This is a genomic window from Brevundimonas mediterranea (assembly GCF_014196125.1).
Classification (GTDB): domain Bacteria; phylum Pseudomonadota; class Alphaproteobacteria; order Caulobacterales; family Caulobacteraceae; genus Brevundimonas; species Brevundimonas mediterranea.
This window is the reverse complement of record NZ_JACIDA010000002.1, coordinates 533,013-550,295: the sequence shown is the minus strand read 5'-3', so window position 1 is coordinate 550,295 and position 17,283 is coordinate 533,013. Positions and strand designations below refer to the sequence as shown.

Annotated in this window: 20 protein-coding genes and 1 riboswitch; of the genes, 11 read left to right on the top strand and 9 right to left on the bottom strand. The window is 68.5% G+C overall.

Annotated elements, in window-relative coordinates:
* Window positions 1-94 precede the first annotated feature (94 nt).
* A complete protein-coding gene (locus GGR11_RS11505) occupies window positions 95-799 on the top strand; it encodes a DUF4328 domain-containing protein (protein WP_183197131.1) in 705 nt (234 codons plus the stop codon).
* A gap of 35 nt (window positions 800-834) precedes the next feature.
* Window positions 835-1,020, top strand: a riboswitch (cobalamin riboswitch).
* 145 nt (window positions 1,021-1,165) lie between these two features.
* Complete coding sequence (locus GGR11_RS11500; RefSeq protein ID WP_183197129.1) at window positions 1,166-3,004, top strand: TonB-dependent receptor plug domain-containing protein; 1,839 nt, start codon at window positions 1,166-1,168, stop codon at window positions 3,002-3,004.
* Here the strand turns inward: GGR11_RS11500 and GGR11_RS11495 are convergent.
* From GGR11_RS11495 to GGR11_RS11485, 3 genes are all read right to left on the bottom strand, one after another.
* On the bottom strand, window positions 2,988-3,908 hold the full coding sequence (locus GGR11_RS11495; protein ID WP_183197127.1) for an aldo/keto reductase: 921 nt from the start codon (window positions 3,906-3,908) through the stop codon (window positions 2,988-2,990). The genes GGR11_RS11500 and GGR11_RS11495 overlap by 17 nt on opposite strands.
* Window positions 3,909-3,992: 84 nt before the next feature.
* Complete coding sequence (maiA, locus tag GGR11_RS11490) at window positions 3,993-4,628, bottom strand: maleylacetoacetate isomerase (protein WP_183197126.1); 636 nt, start codon at window positions 4,626-4,628, stop codon at window positions 3,993-3,995.
* Window positions 4,628-5,281: a fumarylacetoacetate hydrolase family protein gene (locus GGR11_RS11485; protein ID WP_183197124.1), complete on the bottom strand. Its 654-nt coding sequence runs from the start codon at window positions 5,279-5,281 to the stop codon at window positions 4,628-4,630. The genes maiA and GGR11_RS11485 overlap by 1 nt, the downstream gene beginning before the upstream one ends.
* Window positions 5,282-5,418: 137 nt before the next feature.
* Between GGR11_RS11485 and GGR11_RS11480 the strand changes: the two genes are divergently transcribed.
* The 3 genes from GGR11_RS11480 to GGR11_RS11470 all read left to right on the top strand — a co-directional run bounded on the left by GGR11_RS11480 (window position 5,419) and on the right by GGR11_RS11470 (window position 6,466).
* On the top strand, window positions 5,419-5,763 hold the full coding sequence (locus tag GGR11_RS11480; RefSeq protein WP_008260669.1) for a glycine zipper domain-containing protein: 345 nt from the start codon (window positions 5,419-5,421) through the stop codon (window positions 5,761-5,763).
* Window positions 5,763-6,176 (top strand): hypothetical protein, encoded by a 414-nt coding sequence (locus GGR11_RS11475; RefSeq protein ID WP_183197122.1) that lies wholly within the window; start codon window positions 5,763-5,765, stop codon window positions 6,174-6,176. Before GGR11_RS11480 ends, GGR11_RS11475 begins: the two co-directional genes overlap by 1 nt.
* 110 nt (window positions 6,177-6,286) lie before the next feature.
* Window positions 6,287-6,466, top strand: a complete 180-nt coding sequence (locus GGR11_RS11470; protein WP_008262305.1) for a DUF1328 domain-containing protein — start codon at window positions 6,287-6,289, stop codon at window positions 6,464-6,466.
* Between the two features lie 94 nt (window positions 6,467-6,560).
* Here GGR11_RS11470 and GGR11_RS11465 read toward each other — a convergent pair whose 3' ends face one another.
* Genes GGR11_RS11465 through GGR11_RS11455 form a run of 3 tightly spaced genes read right to left on the bottom strand, consistent with a single transcriptional unit; the run spans window position 6,561 to window position 8,767 of the window.
* On the bottom strand, window positions 6,561-7,412 hold the full coding sequence (locus GGR11_RS11465) for a metallophosphoesterase family protein (RefSeq protein WP_183197119.1): 852 nt from the start codon (window positions 7,410-7,412) through the stop codon (window positions 6,561-6,563).
* Complete coding sequence (locus GGR11_RS11460; protein ID WP_183197117.1) at window positions 7,412-8,368, bottom strand: diacylglycerol/lipid kinase family protein; 957 nt, start codon at window positions 8,366-8,368, stop codon at window positions 7,412-7,414. The genes GGR11_RS11465 and GGR11_RS11460 overlap by 1 nt, the downstream gene beginning before the upstream one ends.
* A gap of 45 nt (window positions 8,369-8,413) precedes the next feature.
* Window positions 8,414-8,767 (bottom strand): hypothetical protein, encoded by a 354-nt coding sequence (locus GGR11_RS11455; RefSeq protein ID WP_183197115.1) that lies wholly within the window; start codon window positions 8,765-8,767, stop codon window positions 8,414-8,416.
* 137 nt (window positions 8,768-8,904) lie between these two features.
* Here GGR11_RS11455 and GGR11_RS11450 point away from each other — a divergent pair, with 137 nt between their 5' ends.
* The 3 genes from GGR11_RS11450 to GGR11_RS11440 all read left to right on the top strand — a co-directional run bounded on the left by GGR11_RS11450 (window position 8,905) and on the right by GGR11_RS11440 (window position 12,065).
* Entirely contained in the window at window positions 8,905-9,246 is a 342-nt protein-coding gene (locus tag GGR11_RS11450) for a glycine zipper domain-containing protein (protein WP_183197112.1), read from the top strand.
* Window positions 9,247-9,370: 124 nt separating this feature from the next.
* Window positions 9,371-9,817, top strand: coding sequence for an OmpA family protein (locus GGR11_RS11445; protein WP_183197110.1), 447 nt, complete (start codon window positions 9,371-9,373; stop codon window positions 9,815-9,817).
* A 55-nt stretch (window positions 9,818-9,872) separates the two neighbouring features.
* Window positions 9,873-12,065: a protein-disulfide reductase DsbD family protein gene (locus GGR11_RS11440; protein WP_183197108.1), complete on the top strand. Its 2,193-nt coding sequence runs from the start codon at window positions 9,873-9,875 to the stop codon at window positions 12,063-12,065.
* Window positions 12,066-12,091: 26 nt separating this feature from the next.
* On the opposite strand, the gene GGR11_RS11435 is transcribed toward GGR11_RS11440, so the two are convergent.
* On the bottom strand, window positions 12,092-12,568 hold the full coding sequence (locus GGR11_RS11435; protein ID WP_183197106.1) for a hypothetical protein: 477 nt from the start codon (window positions 12,566-12,568) through the stop codon (window positions 12,092-12,094).
* A gap of 102 nt (window positions 12,569-12,670) precedes the next feature.
* Between GGR11_RS11435 and pgi the strand changes: the two genes are divergently transcribed.
* A complete protein-coding gene (gene pgi / locus GGR11_RS11430) occupies window positions 12,671-14,278 on the top strand; it encodes a glucose-6-phosphate isomerase (RefSeq protein ID WP_183197104.1) in 1,608 nt (535 codons plus the stop codon).
* A 3-nt stretch (window positions 14,279-14,281) separates the two neighbouring features.
* On the opposite strand, the gene GGR11_RS11425 is transcribed toward pgi, so the two are convergent.
* Window positions 14,282-14,851, bottom strand: coding sequence for a DUF1826 domain-containing protein (locus GGR11_RS11425; protein WP_183197102.1), 570 nt, complete (start codon window positions 14,849-14,851; stop codon window positions 14,282-14,284).
* A 96-nt stretch (window positions 14,852-14,947) separates the two neighbouring features.
* Here GGR11_RS11425 and zigA point away from each other — a divergent pair, with 96 nt between their 5' ends.
* On the top strand, window positions 14,948-16,168 hold the full coding sequence (gene zigA / locus GGR11_RS11420; RefSeq protein WP_183197100.1) for a zinc metallochaperone GTPase ZigA: 1,221 nt from the start codon (window positions 14,948-14,950) through the stop codon (window positions 16,166-16,168).
* A gap of 48 nt (window positions 16,169-16,216) precedes the next feature.
* Here the strand turns inward: zigA and GGR11_RS11415 are convergent, their stop codons facing one another.
* Entirely contained in the window at window positions 16,217-16,651 is a 435-nt protein-coding gene (locus tag GGR11_RS11415; protein ID WP_183197098.1) for a hypothetical protein, read from the bottom strand.
* A 304-nt stretch (window positions 16,652-16,955) separates the two neighbouring features.
* Between GGR11_RS11415 and groES the strand changes: the two genes are divergently transcribed.
* Window positions 16,956-17,243: a co-chaperone GroES gene (groES, locus tag GGR11_RS11410; RefSeq protein ID WP_008259448.1), complete on the top strand. Its 288-nt coding sequence runs from the start codon at window positions 16,956-16,958 to the stop codon at window positions 17,241-17,243.
* The last annotated feature ends 40 nt before the right edge of the window (window positions 17,244-17,283 follow it).

Here is a 17,283-nt window from a genome sequence, read left to right as displayed (position 1 = left end):
CGGAAAGTGACGGAAGCCGCCTCAAGGCTCAAGCAATTTGCTGGCTTGACGGTAGGAGCGTCTGTAAGTGCGGTTGAGCAACCTTGGAGCGAATATGGGCCTGCCGACGACCAAACCCCGCCCCATCCGAAAACTGACCCAGGCCCTTCGGATCACCCTGGCGATCAATATCGTCGCCAGCGCCGGTTGCGCTTTGGGTTATGGTCTGCACGCCGCCATAGCGTCGCGCTATGATGTGGACGCCTATCTTGGGCCGTACGACGTCTTGGACGGGGCTCAGGCAGCCGAGCTATTGCTGATGTGCTCGGGGCTGGCGCTTCTGCTTGTCGGTCTGGTGGCCGGGATTCTGGCCTTGAAATGGAGCTATCGCTCCAATGCCAACGCGCACATCTTTTCGCGAGGGATTGAGAACACGCCGAAGTGGGCGATCGGGTGGTGGTTCATTCCGTTCGCCGCCCTGTTCAAACCCTTCGCCGTCATTAGCGAGGTTTGGCGCGGCGCAATGGAGCCGGATCGCTGGAAGGTTCTGAAAGATCCTGTCCGTCTAAGGTGGTGGTGGGCGGCGCATTTGCTCACAAGCTTTTTGGCGATTGCCGGGTCGGCGATGGAGAGGTCAGCGGTAACTGCGGGACAGGTCGTGACGACCGACATCGTATCTGCGACCGGAATGGTGGCTCAGGTAATTTCTACGATGCTTTATTTGAGCGTGATCGGCCGGATCGAACCGCTGCAGACCGCCCTGATCGCTCAGGGCTGCCGTCGCAGCGAGGACACAGCCACGCCTAGCTGGGCGCCCTGAAGCGGCAAGGCTCTTGTCTGTGGAGCGAGGCCCTGCGATAGGCCGCGCCAGGCGGTTTAGGGAACACGGTGAGACACCGTGGCTGTGCCCGCAACTGTAGGCGGCGAGAGCGTCGTCCGTCCGGGGTCTGACGACTTCGGCGCCACTGGGTGACTGGGAAGGCGAGGACGGCGGTTTTTGACCCGCAAGCCAGGAAACCTGGCCGCCTGTGTCGCTCGCTGCTGTCCGGGACCAGACAGAGGCGCGGGACTTAACCGTCGCAGCGACCCGACCTTGCGCCGTCCAGACCCTCGCGGTCTGGCGGGTCGGCTCGCTCATGACGGTCTCTCGCGCGCATTCGCGGGACCGAAACGGGGATCTCGCTCAATGAAGCGTTCCATTCTTCTCTCGACGGCCGCGATGGCCGCCGCCTTCGCCGCGCCTGCCTTCGCCGCCCCCTACGATTCTGGCGACACGACCCAGCTGGACGACGTCGTCATCACCGCCACCCGCATCCCGGCCATCGTCGCCGATACGCCCGGCGCCCGCGTCATCGACGGCAAGACCATCGAACAGCGCGGCGCGATCTTCGCCGCCGACATCCTGTCGGACGTCCCCGGCCTGTCGGTGACCCGTTCCGGCGCCTTCGGCGGCGTGGCTCAGGTCCGGATGCGTGGCGCGACGCCCGGCAAGACCCTGGTCCTGGTCGACGGCGCGCCCGTCAACGACGCGGCCGAGCCCAACGGCGCCTATGACTTCTCCAGCTTCGAGCTGGCCGACATCGAGCGCATCGAAGTGCTCAGCGGCCCGCAGTCGTCGCTGTGGGGATCGGACGCCATCGGCGGCGTGATCGCCTTCACCACCAAGGAGATCGAGGGCCTGCGCGCCGAGGCCGAGGCCGGCAGTTTCGACACCGTGCGCGGCCGCCTGGCCGCCGGCGTCGCCAACGAGACCTATGCCGTCAGCGCCTATGTCTCGCGCTTCGACACCGACGGGATCTCCGCCGCCGACGAGGCCGACGGCAATCCCGAAGCCGACGGTTTCCGCAGCACGACCCTGGGCGCCAAGGGCCGCTACGCCTTCTCGGACCTGGTCAAGGTCGACGGCTCGGTGCGCTGGAACAGGTCGAAGGCCGATCTGGACGGCTTCCCGGCGCCGAACTATGCGCTGGCCGACACCGACGATACGCAGGAAAGCGAGCAATGGTCGGGGTTTGGCCGGGTGGCCGCCAAGGCGTTCGGCCTGAACCATCAGTTCAGCGTCTCGGCGTCGGATCTGGATCGCAGCTCGGTCAGCGACGGCTTCGGCTCGACCTTCACCGGCGACCGCCAAGCCTATCGTTGGCAGGCCAATGGCGCGACACAGGATATCGACTATGCGTTCGGCGTCGAACGCAACGAGGCGTCGGCGGCCCTGTCGTCGGGCCTGTCGCGCGACCTGTCGATCACCTCGGTGTTCGGCGTGGCCCAGTATGACGTCGGCGCACTGAACCTGACCGGGGGTCTGCGTTACGACGACACCGACGATTTCGGATCCAAGACGACGGGTCGGGTTTCGGCGGCCTATGATCTGGCCGGCGGCTTCGTCCTGTCGGGCGCCTATGGCACCGGCTTCAAGTCGCCGACGGTCAGCCAGGCGGTCTGCGACTTCTGCTTTGCGCCGCAGCCTTGGCCCGAGCTGCAGCCGGAAACGGCCGACAGCGTCGAGATCGCCCTGGGCTGGGCCTCGGCCGATGGCCGCTTCGACGGTCGCGCGACCCTGTATCGCCTGAACGTCGAGGACCAGATCACCTATACGGCCGGCCGCTACATCAATGTGGCCAAGACCCGTTCGGACGGGTTCGAGCTGGAAGGCCGTGCGCTGTTGGGCGCCGGCTTCGACCTGACGCTGGCCTATGCCTGGACCGACGCCAAGGACCGCACGACGGGCGCCCGCCTGTTGCGTGTGCCCGAGCATGCCGGTTCGGCGACCCTGGGCTGGACGGGCGACCGGGTCTCGGGCGCGCTGACGGTGCGGGCGGAAGGCGACCAGGACGATTCCGGCGGCTTCTCGACCGTGGCCCGCGAGGGCTTCGTCACGGCCAATCTGAACGCCGCCTATGAATTGACGGACAAGGTCACGCTGACGGCCCGGATCGAGAACCTGGCCGACGAACACTACCAGCAGGTGCTGGGCTACGGCGAGCCTGGCCGCTCGGCCTATGTCGGGGTCACGCTGCGCTACTGATCCGCGCGCGGGCGTCGGCGGTGAAGGCCGCCGGCGCCTCGAGCGCCAGTTCCGGCCAACTCAGGTCGGGGCGCGGCGCATGGGCGGCGGCCAGGATGGCGCGCAGTTCGGCCGCCGAGGCCACGCTGGCGACCACCCGGTCCACCGCCTTCAGCGAAAACGCATAGGCCAGGGCCGCCTGCATCGGATCGCAGCGCCGTTCGGCCAGACGCCGGCGCGTCCGCGACAGGGCCTGGGCGTAGGTCGCCAGATGGGGCGGCAATTCATCGCCGACCGCGAACAGAAGCCCGCCGGCGAAGACCGAGGCCAGGTGCACCTCGGCGCCGCCGGCCTTGATCTCGTCCAGCACGCCTTCGGCGGCGGCCCGCTGGTCCAGCAGATTGCAGGAAATCTGAACCACGTCGGCCTCCAGCCGGCGCGCCAGCAGGGCCGGGCCGTCCTCGACCGTGGCGCAGAAACCGATGCTGCGGAACAGGCCGCGGGTCTTCAGGGATTGCAGCCGGTCCCACAGGGCGCGGCCCTCGGCCCCGGCCAGGTCGGCGGCGTTATTGACCAGAAGGGCCTCGCCGCGCGGCAGGCCCATGCGTTCCAGCGACCGGCGCGCCCGCGCCTCGACCCGATCCAGACCTTCACTCAGGGCCACGGTTTGAACCGTCACGCGGAAGGGCGAGGGGAAGGGCCAGGCCTGGCCCAGCAGCCGTTCGCCGTCGCCGCCCGGTTTGGTCGCGATCATCTTGACGCCGGCGTCCGCGCCCGTCTGCAACAGGAAGCGCATGGCGTCCTCGCGCGCGCCCGACGGCGCGGCCATGAACGGATTCAGGGCGCGTCCCGGCTCGGTCACCACGGCGAGAGCCAGGCGATCGATGGGCGAAGGCGCCGAAGGGGTGGCGGGGGAATGCGTCACATTCCCATCTTGCACCCCCAAAGCTTAAAGGAGGTTGAGCGAGACGTTACGCGAGTCTTACCTGGAGATCGTCGGTATGGTGGATCAGGCGTCGGCGTCGGGCTGACGATCCGGGTGCGCCGCCCCGAAGGCGGGGTGGTCCAGCGCCCGCGCCTCCACCGCCAGAAGCCCCGGCCAGGTCTCGAGCGCCATGTTGAACCGCCGCGCGGAATAGAGCTGCGGCATCAGATAGCAGTCGACCAGGCCCGGCCGGTCGCCGAAACTCCAGCCCTGGCCGTGGCGGCCCACCAGGATCTCCAGGGCGTCGAAGCCCGGCGCGATCCAGCGTGCGGCCCAGGCGTCAACGGCGGCCTGGTCCGCCCCGAAATCCTCGCGCAACGACCTGAGAACGCGCAGATTGTTCAGCGGATGAATGTCGCAGCCGATCAGGGCGGCCATGGCCCGGACACGGGCCCGATCGGCCGGCCCCTTCGGCAACAGGGCCGGCTCGGGATGAACCTCCTCCAGCCATTCCAGAATGGCCGGGCTCTGGGTGACGACGTGATCGCCGTCCTGCAGGGCCGGCACCATGCCCTGAGGGTTCAGCGCCAGATAATCGGCCGCCCTTTGCTCGCCCTTGCGCAGGTCATGCGCCGCCGTCTCATAGGCCAGGCCCTTGAGGCCCAGGGCGATGCGGACCCGGTAGCTTGCGCCCGAGCGCCAATAGCCGTGCAGGATCATCAGACGATCTTGAAGCTCAGGGGCGCCAGGCCGTCGATGGTCACGACCACCGCGTCGCCGCGCGCCAAGGGTCCGACGCCCGACGGGGTGCCGGTGAAGATCAGGTCGCCCGCCTGGAGCGACCACAGTTTCCCGGCCGCCTCGACGATCTGATCGGGGTTCAGGATCATGTCGTCCAGGGTGCTGGACTGTTTCGTCTCGCCGTTGACGCTGAGGGCGATCACCCCCGCCGGGGCCGGAAGCGGCCCCAGGGTCAGAGCGCCGCAGGGGGCCGACTGGTCGAACCCCTTGGCCGCGTCCCACGGCCGCCCGGTCTTTTTCGCCTCGGCCTGCAGGTCGCGCCGGGTCAGGTCGCAGCCGACCGCCCAGCCCACGATCCGCCCGTCCTCGCCGATGGCCGCCACCAGTTCGGCCTCGAAATGCAGATTGTCCGTCGCCGACGGATAGGCCGGGTCGGCCCCGTCCGACACCAGGGCGTCGCCGGGCTTGGAAAAGAAGAAGGGGGACTGCTTGTCCGGGTCCGATCCCATTTCGCGCGCATGGGCGGCGTAGTTCTGGCCGACGCACAGGATGCGGCGAACCGGGAAGCGCCGGTCGTCGCCGGTGATCGGCAGGGTGGGGGCGGTGCGGGGGGCGAACAGCAGGTCGGTCATTTCCCCTATCTAGAACGACGAAACGCGCCTGACGAGGCCGTGGATCACGGGTGGACGAAGGGAACCTCGCGCCGGGTGTAGCGTTCCGAAACGGGGTCCCCTATTCTATTGCCAAGCTTGAAACCGGAGCGCGCACCATGGCCACCACCAAGGCTAGAGAAGACATCAAGGCCGACCTGAAGACCCTCAAGGAGGATCTGAAGATCGGCGCCCGCGAAGAAACCCAGCGTCTGCGCGAAAAGGCCGAGGAGGCCGAGGCCAAGCTGCGGGCCAAGAGCGAGGAAGTGCGTGACCAGGCGCGCGGCTATTACGACACCGCCCGGGTGCGCGGCCGCGAGTATTACGACGACGCCGCCGAACGCCTGGACGAGGCCCAGCGCTATATCGTCGAGCGGGTGCAGGAACGTCCGGTCCAGTCGACCGCCATCGCCCTGGGCGTCGGCGTGGTTCTGGGCCTGCTTCTGGCCGGCCGTCGCCGCTGATGTTCAAGGGCATCGTCAAACGCATCGTGGCGACCAGCGTGGTCGCCGCGAGTGTCTTTCTGGCCGTGGTGTTTCTCGGCGTCGCCATCTTCCACGCCATCAGCCTGGTGACGACGCCCCTGGGCGCCTCGGCCATCACCTTCGCCCTGTTCGCCCTGGTCGCCCTGATCGTCGCGCTCGTCTTCCTGAAGGGCGAAAGTCACGACGAGGAGGACGAGGAGGATGCGCCCGACGGTCTGATCGGCAAGCTGATCCATATCGTTCGCGAACGCCCGATCATCGGCGCGGTCGGCGGACTGGGCGCGGCCTTCCTGTTGCTGCGTAATCCCGCACTCGCCGCGATCGTCGCCAGCATGGTGGCCGAACGGAAGATGGACCAGGGCGGCTACGCCAAAAGGCGCCGTCGGCGCTGAGGATTCTGCGAAGGCCACGGAACGCCCTGCGTCCGTGATCGTTGATCTTCCGACGGGACGAACGGCTGCAAGGCCGCCGTCGGAAACATCAACGCAGGAGAGCTAAACCCATGATTCGCTGGGCAATTATCTTCCTGGTCGTGGCCTTGATCGCAGCCGTCCTCGGCTTCGGGGGCATCGCGAACTTTTCGTTCGAGATCGCCAAATTCATCGCCGTGATCGCCATCATCCTGTTCGTCATCGCCCTCGTGGCCGGCGGACTCCGCGGACGCGGCGCCCCCCGACTATAGGGCCCGCAGAACCGACAAAATGCAGAAGGGCCGGAACGCAAGTTCCGGCCCTTTCTCTATTGGCGGCGCCTCTCACGAAGGGAGACGAGACGGCTCAGACCGCCGCCTTCTCCAGTTCGCCCGGCCTGTTCGGGCTGGGCGCGGTCGCGGCCTTGCGGGTGTCCTGACGACGCGGCAGCCGCCAGACCTGATGCGGGCTGTAGTCCCGCCCGTCCCAGGCCAGGGCCGTGACCGTGATGGTCCTGGCGTCCCAGTCCACCTGGTTGAAGCCCGGCGGCGAACCCCGTTCGCGGTGCGACAGGGTTCCGCAGCCGACGGCGTAGGAGCAGCGGTCCGCCAGATCGATGGGCAGGGCGAAGGGCACATGGACATGGCCCGTCATGATCAGATCCACCCCCGCCTCGGCGAAGATCAGGGCCGCCTCGTCGCCGCGCTTGACGTCGCCGGTCATCGGGGTGCCGATCATCTCAATCAACGGATGGTGGCAGGCCAGTATCCGCAGCGCCCCGATCGGCGCCTGACGCAGGGCCTCAGCCGCCCGTCGGGTCTGGTCCAGATCGATGACCCCCTTCGACCAGTTGGGCCGCGCCTGCCAGCCGCGCGCGGTGACGACGCCGCGCACCATCACCGTGTCGTTGCAGAACTGACCGTCGTGAGCAGGAAAGCCCGTCGCCGTCTCGAAGGCGCGCCACGGATGGAACAGGCGGGCGACCGGGCTCCAGTAGGGGACGTCGTGGTTGCCGACAATGACGAAGCGCGGCTCCGGCATGGCCCGCATCCATTCGCCCGCCGCCCGGAACTCGACCGGATAGCCCTTCTGGGTGATGTCGCCGGTGATGAGAACCAGATCATTGGGCGTGGCGTGGGCGTACTCCAGCGCCGCCGCCACCGCTCCCTTGTGCTCGCATCCGAAATGTACGTCCGAAAACTGGAGAACCCGCCCCATCAGAGACTGTCCTCGGCCGCGGGGGGCCGGGGCGCAAGGGCGCGGAACGCCTTGGGAATGAATCGCACGGTCGCCTCGGATTTCAGCAGAACAGGTTCACCGTCTATCACGGCCGGAATCTTGGAGCGGGCCCGGACGTCGATCCGCTTGGCCGGGCGGGTCGAGACGGCGGGATCATGGCGCCAGTCGCTGAACAGGGCGTTGGCGGCCAGGCGGAAGGCCTGGCTGGCGTCGGACGGATCCATCGCCGCCGCTTCCAGCCCGTTCGGCTCCTCCATGGCCTTGGAGATCATCGGGCTGATCAGCACCAGGGCCTCGGCCCGGCGCCGGGGACCGCCGTCCAGACTGAACCTCAACCGACCGGTGAAGGCCCGCTTCAACGCCCGCCGCGCATAGGCCCAGGCCAGTTTCACCTTGCCGGTCCGCATCGCCTCGCGCGCCGGCGCCCACAGGGCCGGCGAGCCCAGGATGGCGGCGCAGTAGAAGTATTCCCCCGACACCTCGCCGCCGGACACCGATTGGGGCTCGCCCTCCTCCAGGGCGCGGCGCAGGGCCAGCTTCCAGTCGGCCGTGCCGTACAGGGCCTTGGGCAGCATGTTCATCGTGCCGCCCGGCAGGGGGGCGATCATCGGACCCTCGGGCCTGGCCTTCGCCGCCACCGACCGCGCCGTGCCGTCGCCGGCCAGGACGAAGATCACGTCGGGCGCGGCGGCGAAGGCCTCGGCGATGGCCTGGTCGAAATTGCCGGCTTCCAGGACCACGACCTGGGTTTCCAGATCATAGTCGGCCAGGATCGCCTCGGCCTCCGCAGCGGCGCGCGGGCCGACGCTGCCGGACAAGGGATTGACCAGCATCACCGCCCGGGCCAGCGGCGCATGGGGCGTGAGAACACGCGCCGCCTCGTCGCGCGACTCGCCTGCGCCGGCGTCGGGTTCTGAACTCAGGGTGTCGGTCATGGCCGCCGAACGTCCAGACGGCCCGCCTGTTCCCGACAAGCGTGACTATTGCTTCAGTTCGTCGCGGGCGGTCGAGGCGCCGGCCTTCAGAGCGTCGCCGGTCCTTTCGGTCGCCTGACCCGCCTTGTCGGCTGCGACGTCTGCGGCTTCGGGGGCGCGTCCCGCCAGTCTCTGCGCCTCGGTCCAGCCGGTCATGATCCAGCCGTCCATCATCCGGCCCGCCGCCTGGACGGATCTTTCCTTGATCGACAAGACCAGGGTCAGGGCGCCGATCAGGGCCAGCAGGGTCACCAGCACATTGACCAGCGGCGCGGCCGAGGCCTTGCGCTTCTTGCTGCGCGCCCAGATCGGGCCTTCAGCGCCGGTCGCGGCGCGCGTCACATCAGAAAACCGCATCATTTCCCCCCAAGGACTGCGCAGGCTGACCCACGCCGGTTAAGCATAGTCGTTTCGGCAGAACGACGATAGACAGGGGAACCGGAGCCGTACTCCAGCGTTATCGCCTTCGGGGCGAACCCAGGATAGAGGATTTCACCATGAACAAGGCCATCATCGCGATCGCCGGCGCCGGTCTTTTGGCTTCGGCCTGCGCGAGCGACCCTTACGGCAACTCGAACCAGACCGTGCGCCAGGGCGCCATCGGCGCCGGCCTCGGCGCTGTCGCCGGCGCCGTCATCGGTAACAATGTCGGCGGCGGCAACGCAGCCACCGGCGCCCTGATCGGCGGCGCCCTGGGCGGCGCAGCGGGCGCGATCCGCGGTTCGAACCAGGACCGCAACAACCAGCAGCGCTACCGCGACAGCCAAGGCCGCACCTACTACTGCTACGATAACCGCCAGGACGAGTGCTACTGGGACAACGGCCAACGCCGTTATTGAGCCGTGACCTTCGAACCGGACCCAAGTCTGGTTCGAGACCGGTTTGAGTTTCGGGAAGGGCGGTTCGTCGTGGACGGGCCGCCTTTTTCGTGTGCAGGATGATGGTGGGACACAGGGGATAGTCATGAAAACTATAACAATTCTGGCCTTGGCCGGTGGGATGATGGCCTTGGGAGCCTGTGCGACGCCGATGCGGCGGGATCAGATCGTGACCAGCGGCTCCCTGTGCATGCCGGTGCGGTTCGACATCTATTTCCGCGAGGGCGAGGCGCGTCTGACCGATGCGGCCGACCAGGCCATCGATGCGGCGGCGGGCGTGCTGCGGACCTGCGACGTGCGCAGCATCCAGGTGGTGGGTCTGGCGGACGCGACCGGAGCGAGCGAGGCCAATCTGAGCCTGTCGCAGCGCCGCGCGCGGACCGTGGCCCAGGCCCTGAACGCGGCGGGCCTGCCCTCGCCGGCCTTCGACGTGGGCGCCGCAGGCGATGCGGGCGCGACCACGGCGGGCGGTACGGCCGAGCCCCTGCGTCGCCGCACCGAAGTCGTCGTGGACGCCCACCCGCGCCGCTGAAACTCGGCTGATCGGACACGCTGACAGAGCGGTTCGCAGGGCCTAGAAGCAGGTCATGCGCCCGACCGCCTTCCTGTACGCCCTGCTGTTTTGCCTCGGCCTGTCCGTGCTGCCGGGCGTTCCGTCCGTCGCCGAAGCCCAGCCGGTCAGCCGTCCGGCCGAGGCGACGGCGGTCGTGCCGCCCGGTCCGCGACGGGCCGACAATATCGAGGCGGAACTGGTTCCCCTGTCGCGCTGGGCCGCGCCGGGGTCGACCGTCGTGGTGGCGGTGCATCAGACCATCGCGCCCGGCTGGCACACCTATTGGCGCAATCCCGGCGATTCCGGAGGGCCGACCACCCTGGACTGGCGTCTGCCGGCCGGGGTCAAGGCCGGCGAGATCGTCTGGCCCCTGCCCACGCGCCAGCGGCTGATGAGCCTGGTCAACTACGGCTATTCCGGCGAGGTCTATCTGCCCGTCCCGATCGAGGTTCCGGCCTCGGCCCGGCCGGGAACCACCCTGCCCCTGACCGTCGACGCCCTGTTCCTGGTGTGCAGCGACCAGATGTGCGTGCCGGTGCAGATGAGCCTGCGTCTGGACCTGCCGATCCGCGAGGGCGCCCCGCCGCTGGATCCCGACCATGGCGCCGCCATCCAGGCCGTGCTGGAGGCCGCGCCGCGACCGGCGGGTCTGGACGCCCGCGCCACCCTGCAGAACGGCGTCCTGACCCTGTCGGCGACGGGCGGCTCCCTGGCGGACCTGAGCCAGGCCTATTTCTATCCGTTCGAGGGCGGGATCATCGACCACGCCGCCGCCCAGTCGGGCCACAGCGGCCGGAACGGGCTGAGCCTGACCCTGACCCCCGGCGGCGACCTGACGGCCAAGGGTCTGAACGGTCCGATCTCGGGGGTTCTGGCCACCGACGCCGGCGCCTGGGAGATCACGGCCCAGCCCGGCGCGGTCCTGGCCGGAACCACCGGCGGCAAGGCCCTGTCCGGCGAGGTCGAGGCCCCAAGCGCCGGAACCCGGCTCAACCTGGGCCTGATCCTGCAATCGGCCCTGTTCGCCCTGGTCGGCGGCCTGATCCTGAACCTGATGCCGTGCGTCTTTCCCATTCTGGCCATGAAGGCCGCCGCCCTGGCCGCCTCGGCCCATCAGCCGCGCGAGGCGCGGCGCGACGGCCTGTTGTTCCTCGCCGGAGTTCTGGCGACCTTCCTGGTCCTGGCCGTCGTCCTGCTGGCCCTGCGCGCCGGGGGCGAGGCCGTCGGCTGGGGCTTCCAGCTTCAGTCGCCGGCGGTGATCGCGGGTCTCGCCCTGCTGATGCTGGCGGTGGGGCTGAACCTGTCGGGCGTCTTCCATGTCGGCGCCGGGCTCCAGGGCGCCGGGGCCGGTCCCCTGTCGCGCCTGCCGGGCGGCGCGGGCGCCTTCTTCACCGGGGTTCTGGCCGTGGTCGTCGCCGCCCCCTGCACCGCCCCCTTCATGGCGGCGGCCTTGGGCGCGGCCCTTCTCATGCCCTGGCCGGCGGCGTTGCTGATCTTCCTGATGCTGGGCCTCGGCCTTGGCCTGCCCTATCTGGCCGTCAGCCTGTCGCCCGGCCTGTTGCGGCGCCTGCCCCGGCCCGGCCCATGGATGGATCGGCTGAAGGGCCTGCTGGCCTTCCCCATGTACGGTGCGGCCCTGTGGCTGGTCTGGGTCTTTTCACGCCAGACCGGCGCGGAGGGACTGGCCCTGCTGATGGCGGCCGCCCTGACCACCGCCTTCGCCCTGTGGCTGTTCGGCCTGACCCAGGCCCAGCGCGCCCTGGGTCGATCCGCCCGCCTGTCCGGCGGATTCAGCCTGATCGCGCTCGGGGCCGCTTTGGTCCTGGCCGTGATCGCCGGTCGCGCGCCGGTTCTGGGGGCGGCCTCGGTCGCCGAGTCCGGTCCCCTGGCCTCCGCGCCCTGGTCGGCCGACTCCGTCCGCGCCGCCCAGGCCGAAGGCCGTCCGGTCCTGGTCAATTTCACGGCTGACTGGTGCGTGACCTGCAAGATCAACGAGCGCGCCGCCCTGTCCTCGCCCCGCGTCGCCGCGGCCCTGAAGGCGACGAACGCCGTCTATTTGGTCGGCGACTGGACCCGCCGTGACGACGCCATCACCCGCGAACTGGAGCGTCACGGCCGTTCGGGCGTGCCCCTGTATCTGCTCTATCCGGCGAACGGCGGCGAGCCCCGCATCCTGCCGCAACTATTGACCGAAGGCGTGGTCATCGAGGCTCTGAAGGGGGCGTGACGGCCTCCGCCGGGTGACGAAGAAGCCTAGACTTCCGGCTGCGGCGGGGCGGTGATGACCTCGACATTGTCGTTCAGCAGATAGGACAGTTCCGACAGGGCGACGGCGCGGTCGGCGGGCGTGGCCGCCGCCTGAACCGCCTGGACCTTTTTCGGCATGTCCTCGGAAATGCCGCGCAGGATGCATTTCAGATCGCCGTCCGTGCCGCGTTCCTTCAGGATCAGGTGGCCCTGCATGTCGAGCGCCGCCAGCTGTTCGGCCTGGGCCTTGAAGCCGGTGAAGGCCTGGCTGGTGAAGAAGTCCGCCTGGTCAGCCGCCTTGGCCGCCGCCCAGCCGTCGACCATAGCCTTCAGCGCGCCGGACCGGGCGACGATGTCGGCGAACAGGGGCTCGGTCGCCACCGACACCGGCGCCCCGACCGCCGCAGGGGGCTGTTCGGCCGCCACGGCCACGGCGGGATTGGACAGAGCCAGGGCGATCGTGAGAGCAAGGCCGCAGGACATGAGGGTGACTTCCTGTTTCAGCGTCGGCTAGGACGTTGAACCGACATACGCCCGACCCGTAAACGAGTGTTTACCTTCTTCTCTCCCCCCAGAGGACGACCGATGACCCGTGACGACGCCTGGACGACCTTCGACCGCACCGCCGCCGAGGCCGGCGCGACCCGTATCGACCAGCAGTTCGCCGCCGATCCCGACCGGCTGGCTCGGATGTCGGTCGAGGCTGCGGGGCTTTATCTGGACCTGTCGAAACAGAGCTGGACCAAGGCTGGCTTCGAAGCCTGCCTGGATCTGGCCCGCGCCTGCGACGTCGAGGGGCGCCGCGCGGCCCTGTTCGCGGGCGAGGCCGTCAATCTGACCGAGGGCCGGGCCGTGCTGCACCCCGCCCTGCGCGCCCCCGCCGGCGCTGACTTCAAGGCTCTGGGCGAACCGGTCTCGGCCGAGGTGGACGCCGTGCGGGCGGACATGAAGACCTATGCCGACGCCGTGCGCTCGGGCGCCGAGGCGGGGGCCACGGGCAAGCGGTTCGAGGCCATCGTCCACGTCGGCATCGGCGGTTCGGACCTGGGACCGCGCGTGGTCTGGGACGCCCTGCGCCCGCTGGATCCCGCCATTGATCTTCGCTTCGTCGCCAATATCGATCCGCGCGACATGGCCGAGGCCCTGACCGGCCTGGATCCCGAAACCACCCTGGTCGTGGTCGTGTCCAAGACCTTCACCACCCAGGAAACCCTGGCCAACGCCGAGGCCGCCAAGGCCTGGCTGGCGGCGGCCCTGCCCGCCGAGGGGATGACCAAACACTTCATCGGCGTGACGGCGGCGCCGGACAAGGCGGCGGCCTTCGGCTGCGGCCGCACCTTCGCCTTCCGCGACTGGGTCGGCGGCCGCTATTCGCTGTGGTCGGCCGTCAGCCTGTCGTGCGGCATCGCCCTGGGCTGGGACGTGTTCGAGGCCATGCTGGCCGGGGCCGCGGCCATGGACGACCATTTCGTCTCGGCCCCGCTGGAGCAGAACGCGCCGATCCTGCTGGCCCTGGCTCAGGTGTTCAACGTCGATGGTTTGAACCGACCGGCCCGCACCGTCGCCCCCTACGCCCACGCCCTGCGTCGCCTGCCGTCCTTCCTGCAGCAGCTGGAGATGGAGTCGAACGGCAAGCGGGTGCATCGCGACGGAACCCCGGTGACGCGCCAGACCTGCCCCGTCGTCTTCGGCGAGCCCGGCACCAACGGCCAGCACGCCTTCTTCCAGCAGATTCACCAGGGACCCCAGATCGTCCCGGCCGAGTTCGTGATCGTGGCCAAAACCCATGGCGACGCGCCGGAATCCCCGCTCTGGTCCAACGCCCTGGCCCAGGGTCAGGCCCTGATGCTGGGCAAGACCACCGAGGCGGCCAAGACGGAAGGCCTGGCCCAGGGCCTGTCGGAAGAGGAGGCGGCCCGTCTCGCCCCCCACCGCACCTTCACCGGCAATCGCCCTTCGACCGCCATCCTGATGGACCGTCTGACGCCCGAGACCCTGGGCGCCCTCTTGGCCCTCTATGAGCACAAGACCTTCGTCGAGGGCGTGATCTGGGACATCAACAGCTTCGACCAATGGGGCGTCGAACTGGGCAAGGTCCTGGCCAAGGCCGTCCTGAAGGACGTCCACGCCGGCGGACCGTCCGCCGATCTGGATCCGTCGACCGCCGGCCTGATGACGCGGTTGATGGGCTGAGGTTCACGCCGACGCGGCGTCGATCGTCAGGACACGCCGGGGGGCTCGTCGCCCGGCCGGCGGCGAGCGGTGCAGAACCTCCGGAAACGCCGGCCAGGCTTCCCACCCCGGCGCCGTGCCCTTCATGACGGCGACATCGCCGGGGTGAAGGGTGCGGACCCGGCGGCGCGTGCTGATGTTGCGCCCGTCCAGATCCTCGCCGATCTCGCCGGCGAAGGCCCATTCCGGCCCCGCCCCCTCGTAGGCGACGATCAGGCGCACAGGAACGGCGTCCTGGTGAAACCGCGGGCAGGCGCGCCGGGTCAAGGTCTCGCACCGCGCGCGCCAGGTCTCGCATCCGCTGATCGCCGCCACGATCTCCCCCAGTCCCTGAATATCCTGCAGCAACCACTCGGGCGCCGGACCCGATGGGGCGATCCAGCGCCCGTCGCATTCGGCGGTGAAGTCGGCCGGGGGCGGGGCGTCGGGCGGCATGGGGCTGGGTCTGGACCAGATCGCCATCCGCACCTGCGGCTCGAACAATGTGGTGAAGACCGTGGGCGCCTGCCCCTGGACGACTGAGCCGACCGCCATGGAAAACCTTGCTGAATGTATGTGTTATACTATAACGTCACTCTCATAGTCGCCCGGCTGTGGTCAAGCTCGGCGCAGCATCCGTGGAGCGCCTTCGTGTCCGAGTCCAAGAAACTGCCCGTCACCGTCCTGTCCGGCTTCCTGGGGGCCGGCAAGACGACCCTGCTGAACCACATCCTGTCGAACCGCGACGGTCTGCGGGCGGCGGTGATCGTCAATGACATGAGCGAGGTGAACATCGACGCGGCCCTGGTGCGGGACGGCGGCGGGGCGGACCTGTCGCGGACCGAGGAACGGCTGGTGGAGATGTCCAACGGCTGTATCTGCTGCACCCTGCGCGAGGATCTGCTGATCGAGGTCGGCAAGCTGGCGCGCGAGGGTCGGTTCGACTGTCTGCTGATCGAATCCACCGGGATTTCCGAACCCATGCCGGTCGCGGCCACCTTCGACTTCCGCGGCGAGGACGGCTTCAGCCTGTCGGATCTGGCCCGGATCGACACCATGGTGACGGTGGTGGACGCCTTCAACTTCCACCGCGACTATCCCTCGACCGACCGGCTGAAGACCCGCGGCGAACATCTGGGCGAGGACGACGAGCGCACGGTCGCCAATCTGCTGATCGACCAGATCGAGTTCGCCGACGTCATCGTGCTGAACAAGTGCGACCTGCTTGATGCGACCCAGCTCGGAACGCTGAGGGCGATGATGACCCAGTTCAATCCCCGCGCCCGGATCATCGAGGCGGTGCGGGGCGTCGTCGCCCTGGATCAGGTGATCGGCACGGGCCTGTTCGACATGGAGCGGGCGGAACAGGCCGCCGGCTGGTCCCAGGCCCTGCGCGGCGAGGTGACGCCCGAGACCGAGGAATACGGCGTCTCAACCTTCGTCTATCGGGCGCGGAGGCCGTTCCATCCCCGGCGCTTCTACGGCCTGCTGAACAGGGAATGGCCCGGCGTCTGGCGTTCCAAGGGCTTCTTCTGGCTGGCCAGCCGGATGGACTATGTTGGCTCCTGGAGCCAGGCCGGGGCGGTGACGGAACATGAATGGGGCGGTCTGTGGTGGGCCTCGGCCCCGCGCGACCGATGGCCCGACGACAATCCCGAATGGCTGGAGGCGATCGAGGCGGTCTGGCGTCAGCCCTACGGCGACCGCCGTCAGGAAATCGTCCTGATCGGCAAGGACATGAACCGCGACCTGCTGACCTCCATGTTCGACGCCGCTCTGCTGACCCGGTTCGAGATGGAGCGAGGGCCCAAGGGCTGGGCCAGGCTGGAGGATCCCTTCCCGCACTGGGGGCCGCGCCAGGATGCGGCTTAACAAAAAAGGGCGCCCCGCAGGACGCCCTTTCTTCATCGAATCCGTCGCCTACCAGCGGCGGTCGTAGCGGTAGTCGCGACGATCATCCCGGCGCTCGTAGCGTTGCTCACGGCGATAGTCGCGATAGTCGCGGCGCTGCTCCCAGCGCGGGTCGCGGCTATTGATGCCGTGCTCGCGCTCCCAGTGGCCCTGGTTCCGGTAGCACTGGCCCCCGCGATAATATTCGCAGCCCGAACCCCGGTTCGAGGAGGAGGCCACGGCGCCGATGGCCGCGCCGCCCAGGGCGCCGCCGGCGATATAACGACCGTCGCCGTTGCCGTAGATGGCGCCGGCCAGGCCGCCGACGGCCGCGCCGATCAGGGCGTTGCGGGCGGTGTCGTCGCGGTCGCGATCACGGGATTGCGCCGAGGCCGGGGCGGCCATCAGGCTCATGGCGACCACCGGTGCGGCGACGGCGGCGGTGATCTTCAGCGTCTTGGACATGGTCGTCTCCTTTTATTTTTCGGGCCGGGTCCGCGTTTCCGAGGAAGGAAATGCATCCAGCGTCGAGACGGTTCTGCCAGCCCCCGCTTGAACGGCCTCGGAGCCCGCCATTCATTTTCGGTTCACTTGTCGCGGAAGTTTCGCAGACCGAGAGCGGGCCTGCCGCTTGACGTCGCCCCGCCCTCTGACTACCTCCCGGTCGCGTTAGCACTCTCACCGGTCGGCTGCCAAAACGGTGATCGAAGAGAGGCTGACCCACCGTTTTCAAGTCGCCCCCGTCCGGGGGTACATAAGGAGAGAACCGATGGCGTTTCGTCCGCTCGGCGACCGCGTGCTGGTTAAGCGCGTTGAAGAAGAATCCAAGACCAAGGGCGGGATCATCATCCCCGACACCGCCAAGGAAAAGCCGCAGGAAGGCGAAGTCGTCTCCGTCGGCCCCGGCGTTCGTGACGAATCCGGCAAGGTCAACGCCCTGGAACTGAAGGCCGGCGACCGCATCCTGTTCGGCAAGTGGTCTGGCACGGAAGTGAAGATCGACGGCGACGACCTGATCATCATGAAGGAATCCGACGTCCTGGGCGTGCTTTCGTAAGCACCCGACGGTCGATTTTCTTCAATCAATCCATCTAGAT